At 45.9% G+C, this 19,679-nt stretch carries 23 protein-coding genes; 21 read left to right on the forward strand and 2 right to left on the reverse strand.

Features of this window, described 5'->3' with window-relative positions; all coding sequences use genetic code 11:
• The first annotated feature begins 84 nt into the window (after positions 1 to 84).
• Complete coding sequence (locus QMZ64_RS01215; protein WP_265626530.1) at positions 85 to 666, forward strand: ECF transporter S component; 582 nt, start codon at positions 85 to 87, stop codon at positions 664 to 666.
• A 124-nt stretch (positions 667 to 790) separates the two neighbouring features.
• Here QMZ64_RS01215 and QMZ64_RS01220 read toward each other — a convergent pair whose 3' ends face one another.
• Positions 791 to 1,039 carry a ferredoxin gene (locus QMZ64_RS01220; RefSeq protein WP_003183064.1) on the reverse strand — a complete coding sequence of 83 codons (249 nt, stop codon included), beginning with the start codon at positions 1,037 to 1,039 and terminating at the stop codon, positions 791 to 793.
• A 263-nt stretch (positions 1,040 to 1,302) separates the two neighbouring features.
• Here QMZ64_RS01220 and QMZ64_RS01225 point away from each other — a divergent pair, with 263 nt between their 5' ends.
• The 17 genes from QMZ64_RS01225 (at position 1,303) to fni (ending at position 17,699) form a co-directional block, all read left to right on the forward strand.
• A complete protein-coding gene (locus QMZ64_RS01225; protein ID WP_243943400.1) occupies positions 1,303 to 2,361 on the forward strand; it encodes a YpbB family protein in 1,059 nt (352 codons plus the stop codon).
• On the forward strand, positions 2,354 to 3,850 hold the full coding sequence (locus QMZ64_RS01230) for a RecQ family ATP-dependent DNA helicase (RefSeq protein ID WP_301441089.1): 1,497 nt from the start codon (positions 2,354 to 2,356) through the stop codon (positions 3,848 to 3,850). Before QMZ64_RS01225 ends, QMZ64_RS01230 begins: the two co-directional genes overlap by 8 nt.
• Positions 3,844 to 4,488 (forward strand): CPBP family intramembrane glutamic endopeptidase, encoded by a 645-nt coding sequence (locus QMZ64_RS01235; protein WP_265626534.1) that lies wholly within the window; start codon positions 3,844 to 3,846, stop codon positions 4,486 to 4,488. Before QMZ64_RS01230 ends, QMZ64_RS01235 begins: the two co-directional genes overlap by 7 nt.
• Positions 4,430 to 5,224 carry a LysM peptidoglycan-binding domain-containing protein gene (locus QMZ64_RS01240; RefSeq protein ID WP_301441090.1) on the forward strand — a complete coding sequence of 265 codons (795 nt, stop codon included), beginning with the start codon at positions 4,430 to 4,432 and terminating at the stop codon, positions 5,222 to 5,224. The genes QMZ64_RS01235 and QMZ64_RS01240 overlap by 59 nt, the downstream gene beginning before the upstream one ends.
• Before the next feature lie 121 nt (positions 5,225 to 5,345).
• Positions 5,346 to 5,735: a YpbF family protein gene (locus tag QMZ64_RS01245; protein WP_229029999.1), complete on the forward strand. Its 390-nt coding sequence runs from the start codon at positions 5,346 to 5,348 to the stop codon at positions 5,733 to 5,735.
• An 80-nt stretch (positions 5,736 to 5,815) separates the two neighbouring features.
• Positions 5,816 to 6,601 (forward strand): metallophosphoesterase, encoded by a 786-nt coding sequence (locus QMZ64_RS01250; protein ID WP_265626536.1) that lies wholly within the window; start codon positions 5,816 to 5,818, stop codon positions 6,599 to 6,601.
• A gap of 153 nt (positions 6,602 to 6,754) precedes the next feature.
• Positions 6,755 to 7,339: a genetic competence negative regulator gene (locus QMZ64_RS01255; RefSeq protein ID WP_020451981.1), complete on the forward strand. Its 585-nt coding sequence runs from the start codon at positions 6,755 to 6,757 to the stop codon at positions 7,337 to 7,339.
• 195 nt (positions 7,340 to 7,534) lie between these two features.
• Positions 7,535 to 8,809, forward strand: a complete 1,275-nt coding sequence (locus QMZ64_RS01260; RefSeq protein ID WP_020451980.1) for a Glu/Leu/Phe/Val family dehydrogenase — start codon at positions 7,535 to 7,537, stop codon at positions 8,807 to 8,809.
• Positions 8,810 to 8,898: 89 nt separating this feature from the next.
• On the forward strand, positions 8,899 to 9,864 hold the full coding sequence (locus QMZ64_RS01265; protein WP_301441091.1) for a YpdA family putative bacillithiol disulfide reductase: 966 nt from the start codon (positions 8,899 to 8,901) through the stop codon (positions 9,862 to 9,864).
• 107 nt (positions 9,865 to 9,971) lie between these two features.
• The gene (locus QMZ64_RS01270) at positions 9,972 to 10,940 is read left to right on the forward strand and encodes an asparaginase (RefSeq protein WP_265626539.1); all 969 of its coding nucleotides are present in this window, start codon (positions 9,972 to 9,974) and stop codon (positions 10,938 to 10,940) included.
• A 79-nt stretch (positions 10,941 to 11,019) separates the two neighbouring features.
• A complete protein-coding gene (prsW, locus tag QMZ64_RS01275; RefSeq protein WP_265626541.1) occupies positions 11,020 to 11,688 on the forward strand; it encodes a glutamic-type intramembrane protease PrsW in 669 nt (222 codons plus the stop codon).
• 137 nt (positions 11,689 to 11,825) lie between these two features.
• Entirely contained in the window at positions 11,826 to 12,806 is a 981-nt protein-coding gene (sleB, locus tag QMZ64_RS01280) for a spore cortex-lytic enzyme (protein WP_265626543.1), read from the forward strand.
• Positions 12,807 to 12,822: 16 nt separating this feature from the next.
• Positions 12,823 to 14,175: a germination protein YpeB gene (gene ypeB, locus QMZ64_RS01285; protein WP_265626545.1), complete on the forward strand. Its 1,353-nt coding sequence runs from the start codon at positions 12,823 to 12,825 to the stop codon at positions 14,173 to 14,175.
• Positions 14,176 to 14,331: 156 nt separating this feature from the next.
• The gene (locus QMZ64_RS01290; RefSeq protein WP_020451974.1) at positions 14,332 to 14,508 is read left to right on the forward strand and encodes a YpfB family protein; all 177 of its coding nucleotides are present in this window, start codon (positions 14,332 to 14,334) and stop codon (positions 14,506 to 14,508) included.
• Between the two features lie 79 nt (positions 14,509 to 14,587).
• On the forward strand, positions 14,588 to 15,268 hold the full coding sequence (gene cmk, locus QMZ64_RS01295) for a (d)CMP kinase (RefSeq protein ID WP_265626547.1): 681 nt from the start codon (positions 14,588 to 14,590) through the stop codon (positions 15,266 to 15,268).
• Positions 15,269 to 15,485: 217 nt separating this feature from the next.
• Positions 15,486 to 16,634 (forward strand): 30S ribosomal protein S1, encoded by a 1,149-nt coding sequence (gene rpsA / locus QMZ64_RS01300; protein ID WP_165427426.1) that lies wholly within the window; start codon positions 15,486 to 15,488, stop codon positions 16,632 to 16,634.
• A 15-nt stretch (positions 16,635 to 16,649) separates the two neighbouring features.
• Complete coding sequence (gene fni, locus QMZ64_RS01305; protein ID WP_301441119.1) at positions 16,650 to 17,699, forward strand: type 2 isopentenyl-diphosphate Delta-isomerase; 1,050 nt, start codon at positions 16,650 to 16,652, stop codon at positions 17,697 to 17,699.
• A 28-nt stretch (positions 17,700 to 17,727) separates the two neighbouring features.
• Here fni and QMZ64_RS01310 read toward each other — a convergent pair whose 3' ends face one another.
• Positions 17,728 to 17,859 (reverse strand): YpzI family protein, encoded by a 132-nt coding sequence (locus tag QMZ64_RS01310; RefSeq protein ID WP_003183025.1) that lies wholly within the window; start codon positions 17,857 to 17,859, stop codon positions 17,728 to 17,730.
• Positions 17,860 to 17,931: 72 nt separating this feature from the next.
• On the opposite strand from QMZ64_RS01310, the gene QMZ64_RS01315 reads away from it, so the two are divergent.
• The 3 genes from QMZ64_RS01315 to QMZ64_RS01325 are packed head-to-tail and all read left to right on the forward strand — an operon-like array spanning position 17,932 to position 19,621.
• Positions 17,932 to 18,534 carry a YphA family membrane protein gene (locus QMZ64_RS01315; protein ID WP_265626549.1) on the forward strand — a complete coding sequence of 201 codons (603 nt, stop codon included), beginning with the start codon at positions 17,932 to 17,934 and terminating at the stop codon, positions 18,532 to 18,534.
• Positions 18,531 to 19,430 (forward strand): YIEGIA family protein, encoded by a 900-nt coding sequence (locus QMZ64_RS01320; RefSeq protein WP_265626552.1) that lies wholly within the window; start codon positions 18,531 to 18,533, stop codon positions 19,428 to 19,430. Before QMZ64_RS01315 ends, QMZ64_RS01320 begins: the two co-directional genes overlap by 4 nt.
• The gene (locus QMZ64_RS01325; protein WP_265626554.1) at positions 19,427 to 19,621 is read left to right on the forward strand and encodes a capping complex subunit for YIEGIA; all 195 of its coding nucleotides are present in this window, start codon (positions 19,427 to 19,429) and stop codon (positions 19,619 to 19,621) included. The genes QMZ64_RS01320 and QMZ64_RS01325 overlap by 4 nt, the downstream gene beginning before the upstream one ends.
• The last annotated feature ends 58 nt before the right edge of the window (positions 19,622 to 19,679 follow it).

Here is a 19,679-nt window from a genome sequence, read left to right on the forward strand (position 1 = left end):
AATAAAGCGGGTTTTTTGTTTAGGGCAGGGGAAAGAACCATTCCTCTTTTCGTGAGATGTGATCGAAAAGGAGAGAGTGACAAAATGAAACACAACAAGGTGAGACGTCTCGTCTCAATCAGCATGCTGAGCAGCATCGCATTTATTTTAATGATGCTGAGCTTTCCGATTTTGGGGGCATTCCCGTATTTAAAAATCGATTTCAGTGATATCCCGGCACTGCTCGCTGTGATTTTGTATGGTCCGGGAGCCGGAATTGCCGTTGAAGCGATCAAAAACGTGCTGAATTACTTTATTGCCGGAAGCGCCTCAGGCATTCCGATTGATCAGGCGGCTAACTTCATTGCCGGAACATTGTTTATCCTGCCGGCGGCTGTGCTGCTTAAAAAATCAAGTTCTGCCAAAGGGTTTGTCACAGCTCTTTTCGCCGGGACGCTTGTGATGGCCGTTTCGATGAGCATTTTAAATTATCTATTGTTTCTGCCTGCCTACACTTGGTTTTTAAATGCTCCAGCGTTATCGGGAGAAGCGCTAAAAACCACAGTTCTGGCCGGAATTCTGCCTTTTAATTTCATCAAAGGCATCGCTGTGGCTCTCGTCTCCACGCCGATTTTTCTTTCGTTGAAACCGCGGCTGAAGGAAAACGTCCGCATGGCCGCTAAATAAATAGACATGAAAATACCCGGCTCTGTGCCGGGTATTTTCAGTTGCAGAAGGAGCCGGCTTCTTTTTGCTTGTTGGCGAAGATAAAAAAACATCCGGCACTTTGTGCACCGGAGGTTTTTTTGCTTTATTCGTGTTTAAGCGGGTCGCCTTCGAACGGCTCATCCGCAACTTTGATCGAATCTGTAGGACAGCCTTCAAACGCGTCCATCATGTCTTCTTCCAAGACGTCAGGGACTTCGACGACACCCTGATTGTCGTCAAGGGTGACAAACGCGATTCCCTCATCGTCGTAATCATAAATATCAGGAGCCGCAGCACCACAAGCTCCGCATGCGATGCACGTATCTTTGTCTACAATTGTATATTTTGGCATGAATAAAAAACCTCCCAGATTGTTCTTCGTTGGAACAAATGGTTTAACCCTCTATCTATCCGATATGAAACCTATTCCCATTCCTTATTGTAATGGTGTTAATCTTACATTTCAACTCAAAAATATTGAGAATGCTTATCACACAAGGGTTCTACTGCTAACATACCCCTTTTAAATGAGTTTAAACGTCGATTTCTCCGCAAAATCTGTTAAAATAAAAAGAAGAAAAGATCGAATGTTGCCGGAAGATTGTAGGTGATGATATGCCGGTTCATTTTTTTGACGCCATTGTGCTTGACATTCTGTCATCCATGAAGGGTGAGCGTTCTGCAAGCGCGGTCTATCATTTATTAAAAGGAAAAAGGTCGTCACAGACGATACAGGACGCCGGTTTATTTGCCGTTTCAAAATACTTCGGCTTTTGTTCGGCTCTATCGAGAGAGCAGGTGACAGTCAGCGTTCAGCAATTGAAACAGGAGTCTTTGGTCAGAGAAAAAGCGGAAAGCGGCGCTTACACCGTCACCGAAAAAGGAGAAGCGGAACTTGCCGGCTTTTTTGCCCTTTACCCGTGGCCCCGCCATTTTCACGGCGGCTATTATCAGGCGGCAGCCAAAATCATGTGGGCAAGGATGTCGCTTTTGATTCAAGTGCTCTCCAACAAGCTTTACCGCGAACGCGTGTATTTGCCAATCATAAAAGATTATCAGATTCAGAACTGGGTTAAACAATATTTAAGAAACCGGAATGCCGCTGAAACAGCTGCCCAGTTTCACCATGAGCTGAAAGAGAAGCTGTCTGTTTTGAACGATGATGAACAGGCCGCTATTTTTGTTCACTCCCTGACTTCCGGGGCAAAAGCGGGCTATACATTTAGACAGCTTTCCGAAAAAATGAACCTTGATGAGTGGTACATATATGCCCTGTTTTGGGATGTTCTGCATCATTTTATTCAATCCGCCCAAAATGGTGAAAGTCCGCTTTTTCAAACGCTCATTCAGGACATTCCTTTAAAGGATGGTCTCACACAATCGACGAGAAAAACGCTTTTTCTTATAAAAGAAGGGCATACAATAGACCGGATCGCAGACATTCGAAAGCTGAAATCGGCGACGATCGAGGATCACATTGTGGAAATTGCCATTCATGATCCGTCTTTTTCCATCGATCAGTACGTGTCAAAAGAGGAGCAGAAAATCATTGCCGATTATGCGAAAGCGAACCAAACCAATAAAATCAGACAAATTAAAGAGGGGCTCGGCGGCCGCTACAGCTATTTTAAAATCCGCCTCGCTCTGTCGAAAACGGTGATCAGGAATGGATAAACTTCACCAGGCGCTTCGCCGGTATTTTGGTTATCATACGTTTAAAAAAGGCCAGGAAACGATCATCAAAAGCGTACTGGAGGGGCGGGACACGGTGGCGATGCTTCCGACAGGAGGCGGGAAATCGCTGTGCTATCAGCTTCCAGGGCTGTTGAAAGACGGAACCGTCCTGATCGTCTCACCGCTTTTGTCTTTAATGGAAGACCAGGTGCAGCAATTAAAGATGCGCGGAGAGAAGCGGGCTGCGGCCTTGAACAGCGCTTTGACACACCAAGAAAAAAATGACGTATTAAGTCGGCTTCACAGCCTCAAATATCTGTATATTTCACCAGAAGCGCTCCAGTCCGGCCAAATGCTGAATAAGCTTCAATTGCTCAATGTCAGCCTTTTTGTCGTTGATGAAGCTCACTGCATTTCACAATGGGGGCATGATTTCAGGCCTGATTATTCGAAGCTTGGAGACATCAAGGCGCTCCTCGGTCATCCCGTCACTCTGGCACTTACAGCGACGGCAACGGAAGCGACATTGAAGGACATTTCAAATATGCTGGGGCTTAAAGGCGCCAATTATTTGATCCATTCCGTTGATCGCCCGAACATTGCGCTTCATATTGAAAAGCTGCGGGATACCGCTGAGAAGACGGAGCGGCTGACAGAGCTGGTTCAAAAGCTGCAAGGTCCCGGTCTTGTTTATTGCCCGACGAGAAAATGGGCTGAAGAATTGGCTGACAAGCTCCGTGATGAGACTAAATTGCGAACGGGATTTTATCATGGCGGGATGGAGGCAGGCGACAGGATGCTGATCCAGCAGCAGTTCATCCGCAACCAGCTTGATGTGGTCTGCTGTACAAACGCCTTCGGTATGGGAGTTGACAAGCCTGATGTCAGATATGTGTTCCATTTCAGCCTCCCGCAGACGACAGAGACGTATCTGCAGGAAATCGGACGTGCGGGCAGGGATGGAAAGCAGAGTGTCAGCATTTTGCTGAAAGCTCCGGGAGACGAGGAAATCCAGGAGCAGCTCATTCAAATGGAAGCTCTCTCTCAAAGTGATATCGTTTTTTTATACGAAAAGCTTGCCGGAGTGAAAGATGAGCGAAGCCGGCGGGAAGTTCTGCAGCAGGCCGGTTTATCGGAAACGCAAGCCCGCCATTTTCTACATCTTTATCAGAAGGTGCATCATCTGGGCGGCGACGGCCGGGCGGTCATTCAGAGGGAGATGGACAGCCGCAGGGAGCTCAAGTTGAAAAAAGCGGCTGCGTTCGCTGCCGTCACCGAAAGCGAAGGGTGTTTCAGAGAAAGCCTGCTCGCTTATTTTAATGAACAAAAAGAACCGCTGGAAACGGATGACACAGCGTGCTGTACATCCTGCGGTTTAAGTCTTGAAGCATACGAAGTCAAAGGAGACCGTCCGTCTATGAACAAATTGACAGCGTGGGAAGAGGAATTAGATGCCATATTTGCCGCCAGCTGTGATCGTGTATGCTGAAAAAACAGTCGGAAATCATACGTCGCCTGTCAGACAGTGAAATGCTGAAACAGCTCTATTTTTCCCAGATGCTGATGCTTTTTACCGCATTATTGATGGGCATCTTTTTATTTGATGATGCAGACGCTTTTTTGTCGCTTTGGAATCCATCGGACTTGAGCATATTGAAGTACGGGGCGCCGCTCGCGGCTCTCGTGATTATCGCCGACCTGATGGTGATGAAATGGGTTCCGAAGCATATGTATGACGATGAAGGGATAAATGAAAAGCTTTTTCGTGAACGCTCGTACCTGCATATCGTGATTCTTACCCTTTTCATTGCATTTGCAGAGGAAATATTGTTCAGAGGCGTTATCCAGACGCATTTCGGTCTCTGGGCAGCGAGCATTATTTTCGCGATTTTGCATTTTCGTTATTTGAAAAAATGGCTGCTGTTTGTAATGGTTGTGTCCATCAGCTTTTTGCTCGGATTGAGCTTTGAATGGACAGGGAATTTATTCGTTCCTGTCACGGCACACTTTTTGATCGATGTTGTGTTTGCGTGCCAGATTCGTTTTCAACACGTAAGGAGGAGTTCGCATGACGGAGATGTCAAGGATAGAGAGGAAGAAGAAGGAGCAGGAAAAGGCCCGTGCTGAAATGAGCCGGGAGGCGGCCGCGGCTGTTGAACTGAAGACACCTGATGATGACATTCCTTCCAGGCAGACATATCATAAAAAAAAGAAGCACAGCAAAAAAAAGAATAAAGAAAGAAATCCGCTATTCACGGCACTTGCAGTCATGTTTGTTTTCATTCCGATCATCGTCTTCGTGGTGTTTATGTACATGCTGAACCAAGGCGAAGGCGGCGATTCCAACTCTGATCAGTATGATAATGTGTTTTATGAAAACAAATCCGGTGAGACGGGTATGACGAATGAAAATCAAAACGGTGAACAAGAAGCGGATCAAAAGGCGGCTTCGCAGCATACAGCCGCCGCCCTTCAAGAAGAAAAGCTGAAAGAAAGCAAACAATCGGAACTTAAAGAGGATGAACCGTCAAAAAAAGACGAGCAAAAGCAAAAGGAAAAAGAGCAGCCTAAAGAGGCAAAAAAAGCTGAGGAGAAGCCTGTCGCTGCAAAGAAGCCTGCCGCACCGAAGCAGCCTGCGGAACAAGAGAAGAAAACGGCAAGCGCAGCTCAAAAGCCGCCCGTTCAGCAAGCGCCGCAGCCCAAAAAGGTGCTGAAGCACACGGTTGGCGAAAAAGAGACGCTTTATCGGATTTCGATGAAATATTATAAGAACCGGTCAGGAGAGGAAAAAATCCGCAATTATAATCAATTATCAGGCAACAATGTCTACGCCGGCCAGGTTCTGAATATCCCGATTTATTAACAATGGCATGATTTTGCCCGCGAATACATATACATTGTACTATCAAATAGGACAAGGTGTGAGGACTGTGGGAAGCGAGCTTGAAGAGCTGAACCGTTTTACGGACGAACCGACGAAACAAATGCTCCGCGCCTTAATTAAAAGGAAGAAAAAGTACGAAAACTATGCCAGACAGACATTCAGGTGGCAGGCGCTGGCGGCGATATGCGCGGTTTCGTTTTGTTTGTTTGCAGCGTCAAAAGGGCTCGGGCAAAACGGCTTCCTTTCCGGCTTGCTGAATGATTCCGTCTATCTGCTGTGGATTTTGTCGGCCGCTTTTGCATACAGCACCGCTTACTATTTTAAAAAGAAGGAAGAAAAAGCAGAAGGGGAATTTCATAAGCTGAGATGCGAGATTATTCAGAAAAGCACGGATTTATGGCCCCAGCCTGAAGAGTGGAAATCAAGGGAAACAGTTTTTAAGATCATGAAACAGCAGTATGACATTAACCTTTATTTCGAAAGCAAATAAAAAAGACGTTTTCTTATTAAAAGAAACGTCTTTTTGTATAAAGCCGTCTTATGATAAACAAAACAGATTGGAGAATGCACATGATCTATTGGCTCAGTCTGGCTTCGGCCGCTTTCATCGGTTTTGCTGCTTTATTGTGGAAAATGTCAGCCGTCGCCCGCGAAAACCGGGTGTTGAAAGCCGAGTTTTCGCTCAGACGCCTGAATAAGGAATTGACCGTCTTTTTTATTTCAGATATTCATAGGCGGACAGTCAGTGAAGACATGATTCGTGAAGTGAAAGAACACGGGGTTCAGCTCGTCATGATCGGCGGCGACTTAGCGGAGGGCGGCGTCCCTTATTCGAGAATTGAAGAAAATATCAAAAGGCTTTCAAGTTTGGGAAAAACGTATTTTGTATGGGGAAATAACGATTATGAAGTTGATCAGGAAAGGCTGCAGGAAATATTCAAGGCACACGGTGTAACACCTTTGCGCAATGCTTCGGTTTTGCATGACCATCAAGGACAAGCCGTCAATATTTGCGGAGTGGATGACATCAGGCTCGAATTGGATGATTACCCGGCAGCGCTCAGAGGCGTGCAGCAGGATTTTCCGACCATCCTTGTGTCACATAATCCGGAGATTCATCATCAAATACAGGAGACGGACGGTATTGATCTCATATTGAGCGGTCATACCCACGGAGGACAGATTCGCCTCGGCAGATTCGGGCTCTGTGAAATCGGAGGAACCGGAACCGTTCATCAGGCGCCGTACTTGATCAGCAACGGCTATGGCACGTCGAAGCTTCCTCTGCGGCTGGGAGCGAGGCCGGAAACCCATCTGATTAAGCTGGTCCCGGGACCCGGCATGGAAGGAAACTGATGCTTTTTCACTGAAAAGGAACGAAAAGGCGGCATTGTGCTTGTCTTCCGCCCAAACACAGTGTAAACTGGTATCAAAATTAAGAACCTATGACTCATCATCTCCATATAATAAGATATATGATGTGTGCAAGAAGAGGCAGGAGGGAACGTTATGCGGCTTGAGCGTCTAAATTATAATAAGATCAAAATCTTTCTGACACTTGATGATCTGACAGACCGGGGGCTGACGAAAGAAGACCTTTGGAAAGACTCATTTAAAGTTCAGCAGCTGTTTAAAGACATGATGAACGAAGCGAATACAGAGCTCGGGTTCGAAGCGAATGGCCCAATCGCTGTTGAAGTGTATTCTCTTCAAGCACAAGGTATGGTCATCATTGTCACAAAAAATCAAGAAACAGATGAAGACGATAATGAGTATGATGAGGACTATATTGAAATGCAAGTCAAACTTGGCGAAAGTGTTGACATTATATATGAATTTCAAACGTTTGAGCATCTGATTGAACTTTCCAAAAACCTGGACCGCATCGGTATTCAAGGCGGGACAGTCTACCACTATGAAGACAGGTATTTCTTAAGTCTCGACGATTTTGACTCCCATGAGGCTGACGGCGTGATTTCGATTTTAGCCGAATATGGGAATCCGACGACTTTAACGATTTACAGGCTTCAGGAATACGGAAAGAAAATCATGGAAAACAATGCCGTTCAGACCATTCAGACATATTTCAAATAGCCCGCATCCAAAAAAGATATTCTGCTGTGTTAAACAGCAGTTTTTTTCTGCCGAAAATAAGAATATAACAAAAAAGATTTTTCTCGAATATTTTCACTAAAAATGGTTGATTGTTCTTTGCATGATTAGTGCAAGGGTGTATACTATTCTCTGAAAGGACAACATGCCAGAAAGACTTTAGGAGGTTAACTTATAATGGTAGCCGATCAAAACACCGGTCATACTGAAGAAAACACACATGACGTTTTGAAATCAACGCAAACGGTGATACATAAGGCGCTTGAAAAATTAGGGTATCCTGAAGAGGTGTATGAATTACTAAAAGAACCGATCCGTTTTTTAACGGTGAAAATTCCGGTTCGCATGGACGATGGATCTGTTAAGATTTTCACGGGCTACCGAGCCCAGCACAATGATGCAGTAGGGCCGACAAAAGGCGGCATCCGTTTTCATCCGGGAGTTACAGAAAAAGAAGTTAAAGCGCTTTCTATTTGGATGAGTCTGAAATGCGGCATCATCGACCTTCCATATGGAGGCGGAAAGGGCGGGATCATCTGTGATCCGCGGGATATGTCCTTTCCTGAACTGGAACGTTTAAGCAGAGGGTACGTCCGGGCGATCAGCCAAATTGTCGGACCGACAAAAGACGTGCCGGCTCCCGATGTATTTACCAATTCTCAAATCATGGCATGGATGATGGACGAATATTCAAGAATCGACGAATTCAACTCGCCGGGCTTCATTACCGGCAAACCGCTCGTTTTAGGTGGTTCTCACGGCAGAGAATCTGCGACAGCAAAAGGGGTTACAATCTGCATTAAAGAGGCGGCGAAAAAGAAAGACATCGACATTGAGGGAGCTTCTGTCGTCGTGCAGGGGTTCGGAAATGCGGGAAGCTACCTTGCGAAATTCATGTATGACGCGGGTGCAAAAGTTGTCGGCATTTCTGATGCATACGGCGGCCTGTATGATCCTGAAGGGCTTGACATCGATTACCTGCTTGACCGCCGGGACAGCTTTGGAACGGTCACAAAGCTGTTTAATGACACCATTACAAACAAAGAACTGCTGGAGCTGGAATGCGATATTCTGGTGCCGGCTGCAATAGAAAATCAAATTACCGCGGAAAACGCCCATAACATCAAGGCGAAAATCGTTGTCGAAGCAGCCAACGGCCCGACGACGCTAGAAGCGACGAAAATTCTTTCCGACCGCGGCATTCTTCTTGTACCGGACGTGCTGGCAAGCGCCGGCGGTGTAACCGTGTCCTATTTTGAGTGGGTGCAAAACAACCAGGGATTCTACTGGACTGAAGAAGAAGTTGAAGAACGTTTGGAAAAAATGATGGTCAAGTCGTTCAACAATATTTACGAAATGGCGCACAACCGCAGGATTGACATGCGGCTTGCAGCCTATATGGTGGGCGTCCGCAAGATGGCGGAAGCATCCCGCTTCAGAGGCTGGATATAGGTTCAAACATTTGCAACAACCCAAAAAATCTCCTATCATAAAATAGGAGATTTTTTGATTTGCCGGATATGACAGGAGATGAACGGAACATGAAAGAAGAAAAAGTGATCATTATCGGCGGAGGCCCCTGCGGGCTTTCAGCAGCTATTCACATGCAAGAGATCGGAATAGATGCACTCGTCATTGAAAAAGGAAACATCGTCAACAGCATTTATCAATATCCTACACACCAAACCTTTTTCAGCTCAAGCGAAAAACTGGAGATTGGCGATGTCGCTTTTATTACTGAAAATCACAAGCCGGTCAGAAATCAGGCGCTTTCTTATTACAGGGAAGTCGCCAAGCGGAAAAATTTGCGGATCAACGCGTTTGAGAAAGTTCAATCCGTAACAAAAACAGAGAATAACCAATTTATCGTGGAAACATCAAAGGATACGTATTTGTCGTCATTTTGCGTTATCGCAACGGGATATTATGACAACCCGAACTATATGAACGTCCCGGGAGAAGACCTTCCGAAAGTATTCCATTATTTTAAAGAGGCTCATCCTTATTTTGATAAAGATGTTGCGGTTATCGGCGGGAAAAATTCAAGCGTCGACGCAGCGATGGAGCTCGTTAAAGCGGGCGCAAGAGTGACTGTGCTGTACAGAGGGAACGAATATTCCTCCAGCATCAAACCGTGGATCCTTCCCGAATTCCTTTCGCTTGTCAAGCACGGAAAAATCAGAATGGAATTCCGGGCGGTCGTCAAAGAAATTACGGAAGACGAGCTGATTTTTTCTGTCGACGGAAAAGAGACCAAGATCAAAAATGATTTTGTGTTCGCTATGACAGGCTATCACCCTGATCACGGCTTCCTTCAAAAAATGGGAGTCGAAATTGACGCGAATTCGGGCCGTCCCTCCTTTAATGAAGAAACGATGGAGACGAACGAAGGAGGCATCTTCATCGCCGGCGTTATTGCGGCCGGGAACAACGCAAATGAAATTTTCATTGAAAACGGACGTTTTCACGGCGGCTTAATTGCAGCTGAAATTGCAAAACGAATATAAAACCGATATTTTATGATTTGGATCAGGCAAAAGAGAGCATATTCTATAAATAGATGTGCTCTCTTTTTTATCGGCACACAGATCAACACGAAAAGAGGCAGCCTGACATGAAAAAGAAAGTAGCGCTTATTACAACGGGAGGAACGATCGCCAGCCGGAAAACCGAAAGCGGCAGGCTTGCGGCAGGGGCGATCAGCGGTCCTGAATTAGCCGAAATGTGCAGCCTGCCGGAAGATGTCCAGATCGATGTCTATCCGGCGTTTCAGCTTCCGAGTATGCATATTACATTTCATCATTTACTAGAACTCAAACAAACCGTCGAACGCGTTTTTCAGGACGGCAGCTATGACGGCGCGGTTGTGACGCATGGTACGGACACGCTTGAAGAAACCGCTTATTTTTTGGATTTAACCTTGCAGGATGAGAGGCCGGTCGTTGTCACAGGTTCACAGCGAGCCCCCGAACAGCAAGGCACAGATGCATATACAAATATCAGACACGCCGTTTATACAGCGTGCAGCCCGGATATAAAAGGAGCCGGCACGGTCGTTGTTTTTAACGAGAGGATCTTTAACGCGCGCTATGTTAAAAAAGTGCACGCTTCGAACCTGCAGGGTTTTGACGTATTCGGTTTCGGTTACTTAGGGATTATTGACAATGATAAAGTATACGTTTATCAAAAGCCGTTAAAGCGGGATGTTCATCAGCTGCAAAGACCGCTTCCTAAAGTGGACATCGTCAAATGCTATCTAGATGGAGACGGCAAGTTTATCAGAGCCGCCGTCCGCGAGGGTGCAGCAGGGATCGTCCTTGAAGGAGTCGGAAGGGGACAGGTACCGCCGAATATGATGAGCGATATTGAACAAGCATTAAATCAGGGCGTTTATATCGTCATCACGACGAGCGCAGAGGAAGGCGAAGTGTATACGACCTATGACTATGCGGGCAGCAGCTATGACCTCGCGAAAAAAGGGGTCATCTTAGGCAAGGATTATGACAGTAAAAAAGCGAGAATGAAACTCGCCGTCCTTCTTGCAAGCTATGAAGAAGGCATAAAAGACAAATTCTGCTATTAGGCAGCCCGTTCTTTTTCAATTTCAAAACAATCCGAATCATGGTAGGATAGAATGAGATGAAAAGGAAAGAGGTTTCCTCATGTTCGGAATTATCTCAGCAGGCTTAGCTCCCGGAATCGCACTGTTAATGTATTTTTACTTAAAGGAAAAATATGAATCCGAGCCCATTCATATGGTCATCCGCCTTTTTATACTGGGGGTTTTGCTCGTTTTTCCGACGATGTTTATCCAGTATGTATTGGAAAAAGAACACATTTCTGAGGGCAGTTTTGTCGTTTCATTTTTAACTTCCGGCTTTTTGGAAGAATTTTTAAAATGGTTTTTGCTGATGGTCAGCACTTTTCAGCACATCGACTTTGATGAACACTATGACGGAATCGTATACGGGACAAGCCTTTCATTGGGGTTTGCGACGCTTGAAAATATATTGTATCTCATCGGGAACGGGGTGGAGTACGCTTTTATGCGCGCTTTGCTTCCGGTTTCCAGCCATGCCTTATTCGGAGTGATCATGGGCTTTTACATCGGCAAAGCCCGTTTTTCCGCAAGTAAAACAAAGATGAAATGGCTGTTATGCTCGCTTTTTATTCCGGCTTTGCTTCACGGTCTCTACGATTATATTCTGCTCGCCTTAAAAAACTGGATCTATTTTATGCTGCCCTTTATGGCGTTTCTTTGGTGGTTCGGCTTGCGCAAAGCAAAAAAAGCCCGTTCCGTCAAAGCCGGCGGGCAGTCTCTTCAGCAATAACCGCCTCGAGCAAGGGCGGTTTTTTTATTTTCTTGTCAGGCATATTTGCCTAAAGATGAAACAGAAAGGAAAGCGTGTATAAAATCTGCCTCGCTACAAAAGATATGGGTACAAAAATGCTGGAGGAGGCTTAAAACATGAAGTCGAAAGGTTCTTTTTGTTTGAATGTCATTTTATGTACCATTATGGCAGCCAGTCTTTCACTTCCATTCAGTCAAAAAAGCGCTGCCTTTTCTGAACAGGTGATACAGCGGGGGGCGACAGGGGATGATGTGATTGAACTGCAGGCAAGGCTTCAATATAACGGCTATTACAATGGCAGAATTGACGGAGTATACGGGTGGGCGACATACTGGGCCGTCCGTAATTTCCAAAATCAGTTCGGCTTAAAGGATACAGACGGCCTCGTCGGGCCGAAAACAAAACGATTTTTAATCAATCATACTAAATATTACAGCGACTACGTGCACAGACAGCTTCGAAAAGGAAACCAATTTACACATTACGGCGGGATGCCGCTGAAGTATCAGACGAAACCTTCAAAAGAAGTGCAGCAGCAGGCTAGAAAAAAGGCGGAAGCAAGACAGCAGCAGGGCGCACAGCAGCAAGGTACTGCCCAAAAGCAGCCGCAGCAAAAGCAGCCGCAGCAAAAGCAGCAGGCCGCTCCTGCACAGCCGAAAAAACAAGCGCAGCCAAAGGCAGCACCTAAACAGCAGGCGCCTAAAAAACAGGATGCCGTTGCAGCCAATATGCCGGGCGGCTTCTCGAACAACGACATCAACCTGTTGGCCCAAGCGGTTTACGGTGAAGCGCGCGGAGAACCGTATGACGGCCAGGTTGCTGTTGCAGCGGTTATTTTAAACAGACTCGACAGCCCTACCTTCCCGAACACGGTGGCTGGTGTTATCTTTGAACCGCTTGCATTTACAGCTGTCGCGGACGGACAGATTTACATGACGCCGGATGAAACGGCGAAAAAAGCCGTTCTTGACGCCATCAATGGCTGGGATCCGTCAGAAAGTGCCACTTACTACTTTAACCCTGACACGGCCACTAGCTCATGGATTTGGGGCAGACCGCAAATTAAAAGGATCGGTAAACACATTTTCTGTGAATAAAAGCGAGGTGCTATAAATGATCAGAGGAATTTTAATCGCCCTTTTAGGTGTCGCCATCGTCGGAACAAGCTATTGGGGCTATAAGGAACATCAGGAGAAAGACGCCGTTTTGCTTCATGCCGAAAACAACTATCAAAGGGCATTTCACGATTTAACGTATCAGGTGGATCAGCTGCATGATAAAATCGGGAGCACGCTTGCGATGAACAGCAAAAAAACGCTGTCTCCCGCTTTGGCGGAAGTCTGGAAGACGACTTCTGAAGCGCATAACAATGTCAGCCAGCTGCCGCTGACCTTAATGCCGTTTAACAAGACCGAAGAATTTTTGGCAAAGGTCGGAGATTTCAGCTACAAAGCAGCCGTGCGCGACCTTGACAAAGAGCCGCTTAATAAAAAAGAGTACGCTTCTTTAAATCAGCTATATGAAAATTCAAAGGATATACAAAATGAATTGCGTAATGTCCAGCATTTGATTATTGACAAAAATCTGAGATGGATGGATGTAGAGCTTGCGCTCGCGTCCGGCCAAAAACAAAGCGACAATACGATTATTAATGGATTTAAAACTGTTGAAAAAAGCGCAAGTGCATTTTCGGATACGGATTTAGGCGCGACAGAGATGACGAACAAGAAAAAAGAGCAGCAAGGGTACGACCATTTAAAAGGCAAGAGAATATCCGAAAAAGAAGCGCGCAAGATTGCCCAAAAATTCGCTCAGGACAAAAATTACAATATCAAAGTGTCGAAAAGCGGCAAGAAAACGAACAGGGATGTATACAGCATCAGCATGCAGGACCCTGATCAAAAAGCGGATATTTATATGGACATTACCGAAAAAGGCGGATATCCGGTTTATCTGATCCAAAACAAAAAAATTAAAGATGAAAAAATCAGCCTGAACGAGGCGTCGAACAAAGCCCTTCAATTTTTGAAAAAAAACGGCTATAAAACCGAAGACTTGAAGATGGATGAAAGCTCGCAATACGACGGCGTCGGCGTATTTTCGTTTGTCCCGCTCCAGGACGGCGTCTGGCTCTATCCGGACAGCATCCGCATCAAGGTCGCGCTTGACGACGGCGAAATTACCGGATTTAATGCAAAGGATTTCTTAATCTCCCATAAGAAAAGAGACTTGCCGAAGCCGAAATTAACGCTTGAAAAAGCAAAAGCAAGCCTGAATCCCAACGTAAAGGTTCAGGAGACGCGTCTTGCTCTAGTCACAAACGAGCTTTCACAAGAAGTGCTCTGCTACGAAATTCTCGGCACGATTGAAAACGATACATTCCGTATGTTTATCAATACCGAAGACGGCACGGAAGAGAAGGTCCAAAAAATGAAAAGCGCAGAACCGATATATAACGATTTGTAAAACAAGAGGGAAAAGGCGGATAACACGCCTTTTCCTTTTTAGCATTCGGAATAATTCGTTCTAAACATTTCCATACTGAACGTATGGGCGGAACGTCCGCCGGTGAAAATTAAACATGCCCTACGCAATAAATTTTCCGGGCAGCGGAGGAACGATATGAAAACAATCGAACGGTTATTATTTAAGATTCTTGTCGTACAGGCGGTCATATTAATCTGCGTGCAGCTTCTTTTTCATTTCTCCAAGGCTGAGCCTTATCTGTCAAAAGTCGTGCAGTATGAAGGCGTGAACAACATGAAAATCGGCGAATGGATCGAGACATTTAAGCCGTAATTCACGCTAAAATCTCCCCTTTTTCACCTAATACATGATACAATCCTATAAGGAGTACCAGATAGCAAGGAGAGGAATTATGGAAAAGAAATTATGCATTGCAATAGACGGCCCTGCGGCAGCCGGAAAAAGCACCGTGGCGAAAATCGTGGCCGGAAAAAAGTCGTATATTTATATCGATACGGGTGCCATGTACAGGGCGATTACGTATTTAGCGCTGAAAGAGGGCGTCGATTTAAACGACGAAGCGGCTTTGACGGCCTTGTTAAAAGAATCTGCCATCGATCTCACGGTTTCGCCTGAAGGAGAGCAGAAGGTTTATATCGCAGGCGAAGATGTAACAGAGGCGATCCGCACGGATGACGTGAGCAACCAAGTTTCAATCGTCGCCAAACACGCCGGGATCCGCGAAGAAATGACGAAAAGGCAGCAGCAGCTGGCTGAAAAAGGCGGCGTCGTCATGGACGGCCGCGACATCGGAACGCATGTTCTCCCGAATGCGGAAGTGAAAATATTTCTTTTGGCGTCCGTTGAAGAGCGGGCAAAACGCCGCTTTGAAGAAAACGTCAAAAAAGGGTACAATGTAAACTATGAAACGCTTGCAGAAGAAATCAGGCGCCGCGACAAACTCGATTCAGAGCGCAAGATTTCGCCGTTGAAAAAAGCGGACGACGCGCTTGAAATCGACACGACTTCACTGACGATCGATGAGGTGGCCGAAAAAATCCTGCAGGTTGTAGACAAAAAGGCTCAAAAATAAAAAATCCGGGCAAATTACTTATTGTCTGCATGTTTTGACTTGACAAACACAGGCTTTTATTAGAAGTTAGTAATAATAAATCATGTTTTAGAACATTCAAATATCCATTTTTGAATGGTTCTTTAATACATATCGGCTGTCCGGATCGGATATCAATTCGTCCGGAATAACCGTTTTTACAAAAGCTGTGTAGGTTTGGACCAAGGAGGTTATTGAAATGACAGAGGAAATGAATCAAATTGATGTTCAAGTACCAGAGGTTGGAGATGTGGTGAAAGGTATTGTAACGAAAGTTGAGGACAAGCATGTCGATGTTGACATCCCCAACTGCAAGCAAACCGGAATTATCCCAATCAGTGAATTATCAAGTCTTCATGTTGAAAAAGCATCAGATGTCGTCAATGTTGACGATGAGCTTGAATTAAAAGTGACAAAAGTGGAAGACGATGCATTGATTTTATCAAAACGTGCTGTTGATGCAGACCGCGCTTGGGAAGACCTAGAGAAAAAGTTTGAGTCAAAAGAAGTGTTTGAAGCCGAAGTAAAAGACGTCGTCAAAGGCGGTCTGGTCGTCGATATCGGCGTGCGCGGATTCATCCCCGCATCGCTTGTAGAGGCGCATTTTGTTGAAGATTTTACAGATTATAAAGGAAAGACGCTTACTTTAATCGTCGTTGAGCTTGACAGAGATAAAAACCGCGTGATTTTGTCACACCGTGCGGTTGTTGAAAAAGAGCAGTCAGAAAGAAAACAGGAGTTTCTTCAAACGCTGGAAGCCGGACGGGTGCTTGAAGGAAAAGTGCAGCGCCTGACAGACTTCGGTGCTTTCGTTGACATCGGCGGCATTGACGGTCTTGTTCACATCTCCCAGCTGTCGCATTCACACGTTGAAAAACCGTCAGACGTAGTCGAAGAAGGCCAGGATGTCAAAGTCAAAGTGCTGTCAGTTGACCGCGACAATGAACGAATTTCGCTATCAATCAAAGAAACGCTTCCTGGGCCTTGGTCCAACATCGGCGAAAAAGTGAAGCCTGGAGACGTATTGGACGGAAAAGTCCAGCGCTTGGTGAGCTTCGGTGCATTTGTCGAAGTGCTGCCTGGAGTTGAAGGTCTCGTCCATATTTCGCAAATCTCGAACAAACACATCGGTACGCCTCATGAAGTCCTTGAGGAAGGCCAGGACGTAAAAGTGAAAGTTCTTGACGTCAACGAAGAGGAAGAGCGCATTTCTTTAAGCATGAAAGAGCTTGAAGAAAACACCGATAAAGCAGAGCAGGAAGATTACCGTCAATACCAGGCTAAGGAAGAGTCTTCAGGATTCCAGCTTGGTGAAATGATCGGAGACAAACTGAATAAATTAAAGTAAAATTTGGTGATGATGGTGACGCGAGCGAAAAGAAAAAAAGAACACATTGATCATGCCCTGTCCACAGGACAGATACGTCAGACCGGGCTTGATGATATTACGTTTGTTCACGTCAGCCTTCCGGAAACGGAATTGTCACAAGTTGATACTTCAACCAAAATAGGCGAACTGTTTTTAAGTTCGCCTATTTTTATCAATGCGATGACAGGCGGGGGCGGGAAGGCGACGTTTGAGATCAACAGGGCTTTGGCGAGGGCGGCTGCACAAACAGGCATACCGGTCGCAGTCGGTTCGCAAATGTCCGCTTTGAAAGACCCTGATGAACGTCCTTCATACGAGATCGTCAGAAAAGAAAATCAGAAGGGTCTTGTATTCGCCAATTTGGGGAGCGAAGCGACGGTGGATCAGGCAAAGCGGGCGGTCGACATGATTGAAGCCGACATGCTTCAAATTCACCTCAATGTGATTCAGGAAATCGTCATGCCTGAAGGCGACCGCAGTTTTACTGGGCGCCTGCGCCGGATTGAAGATATCTGCCGACATGTCAGCGTACCCGTCGCCGTAAAAGAAGTGGGCTTTGGCATGAGCAGGGATACCGCGGCCCGGCTTTTTAACGTCGGGGTTCAGGCGGTCGATGTCGGCGGTTTCGGAGGAACGAATTTTTCGAAGATCGAAAATTTGCGCAGGGATAAAGCGGTTCAGTTTTTCGATCAATGGGGCATATCGACAGCAGCCAGTCTGGCCGAAGTCAGCTCTCTGTTCGGCGATCAGCCGATTATCGCATCCGGAGGCGTACAAGATGCCCTTGATCTGGCCAAATCGATAGCGCTGGGCGCGTCTGCAGCGGGGATGGCGGGCTATTTTCTCCAAGTGCTGACAGCTTCGGGAGAAGAGGCGTTAGCCGCCGAAATCGAGAGCCTGATCGAAGATTTCAAAAGGATCATGACCGTCTTGGGGTGCCGGACGATTGAACAGTTGAAAAAAGCACCGCTCGTCATCAAGGGTGATACATATCATTGGCTGAAAGCGAGGGGTGTTGACCCCTTTGTTTACAGCAAGCGCTAAAAAACCGGCTTCTCATGAGCCGGTTTTTTTACGGATTTCGCTTCCGCGCGTCCTCCGCGCTTTCGAGAGAAGCTGCACCATTGTAGCTGATGGACTGATCACGGTCGGATTCCGTTCGCTTCTGCTGTTTCAGCTTCTTTTCCTGCCTGTCTTTTCCCAACGCTGTTCCCTCCTTGTCAGACGTTTAAAAAATCTCAAGTCACTCCATACTGAAAATGGAGGACGAAAACATATGGAAGAATTCTATTATTATTGGTCAATGTGGTTTTTATGGGTGTTGACGACTTTTATCCTTGAGAAAAACAGCTTTCGCTTTTATGCGTCAGCATTTATTCTGCTCAACATCATTTTAAGTATGTATCAGGTTCAACTCTTTCTGCATTTTAATGCCGCCTATTTGTCGTTTTATATAGGAGCTTTCATGCTGTGCGGTTATTTAAGGCTTCATAAAAGCATCAAGCGGCTGCTGCTTCATTTGTCGATGGTGTCCGCTTACGGTTTTTTGTTTCTGTTTGCATTATATGACCCTGTTTGGTTTATCCTAAAGCCTAAATGGCTGATCATCATTCTGTTTGTCATCATGACGGCGGCTTTTGAAAAAAGCTTCGCCGCCCGTCTCGGGCTGTTTGTGCTCGGTGCGTGCCAGGGGGAGCTCTTGTATACGTTCGTCATCAGAAAGCTTTATGGAGACATTGCAGCCGGAGGTTATTCATGGCTGTCAATGTGTGCAGCGGGGATCGTTCTCGTTTACGGAATCTCCCAGTATGAACGGCTGATGCATCAGTTCTATCACAAATGGAAGCGATTGAATAAAGGAGCAGCAAAAATGTCATGAGCCAATATACTTATCCGATTATCTTGGGAATTATCGCCGGTATTGTTGTCAGAGTGTACATGCTCCGAACCGACTACCGCCAGTACCCCACATACCTTCATGGGAAAACGATACATATTGCGCTGGCATTGATCGCTGCCAGCATTGGAGCGATCATTATTCCGTCGATCTTAAAATCGGATTATACAGCGATTACGTTTTTAACGCTGGCTGCAACCCAATTCAGGGATGTCCGGAATATGGAACGCGAAACATTGACGCAGCTTGACGGCTATGAACTCGTTTCGAGAGGCAGCACGTATATCGAAGGAATTGCGATCGCCTTTGAAAGCAGAAATTACATTGTCATATTCACATCGCTTCTGACGACCCTCGCATACATTCTGTTTTCATCGGTATGGGCAGGCCTTGCTGCAGCTTTCATCTGTTTTATCTTGGGCAGGATCTTAATGTCCGGAAGCTTTATTAAGGACATCGTCGATATAGAATATAAAAAGCCTCATTTTGACGGGGCCGGCCTTTATGTCGACAATATTTACATTATGAATATCGGGCTTCCCGAAAAACAGAAGCTGATTTTGGAACACGGCATGGGTTTTATTTTAAAACCGAAAAATTTTAATTCCGCAGTAACCATTGCCAATCTCGGGCAAAGACAAGCGATTTTATTCGACGTTTCCAATGTGCTCGGCGTGTACCGGGATTCTGGAGAACCCTCTCTTTCGCCGCTGGCGAAAAGGGATTTGAATGACGGGCGGGTCGCGGTTTTTGTCCTTCCGGTCATCAAGGACAAGGAGACGGCGATCAGGGTGATCGGCGATGTTCCGACGCTGGAAAACGCCATCCGCATACCGATGGAATTTATTAAAGAAAAGCACAGCAAGGTGATAAAATGAGCGAATCAATCGAAAAATTCATTCTCGCCGTCGTCACAACAAGGCGCGACCGGGTGATCGGCGGGACGGCTGTATTTTTCTGCGACACCCCCGAGGAAATGAACACGTACGCGAAAAACCTTGAAGCCATTCTCGACGGAATCGCCCACGGAATAGGAGATGATCTTTATTTGATTGTGAAACATTTTTAATTACAGTTGTGATCTTTTTAGAAATTGATATAATATATGAGTTAAGCCCTTCTGCATG

The sequence above is a fragment of the Bacillus sp. LB7 genome, assembly GCF_030449715.1.
GTDB lineage: Bacteria > Bacillota > Bacilli > Bacillales > Bacillaceae > Bacillus > Bacillus paralicheniformis.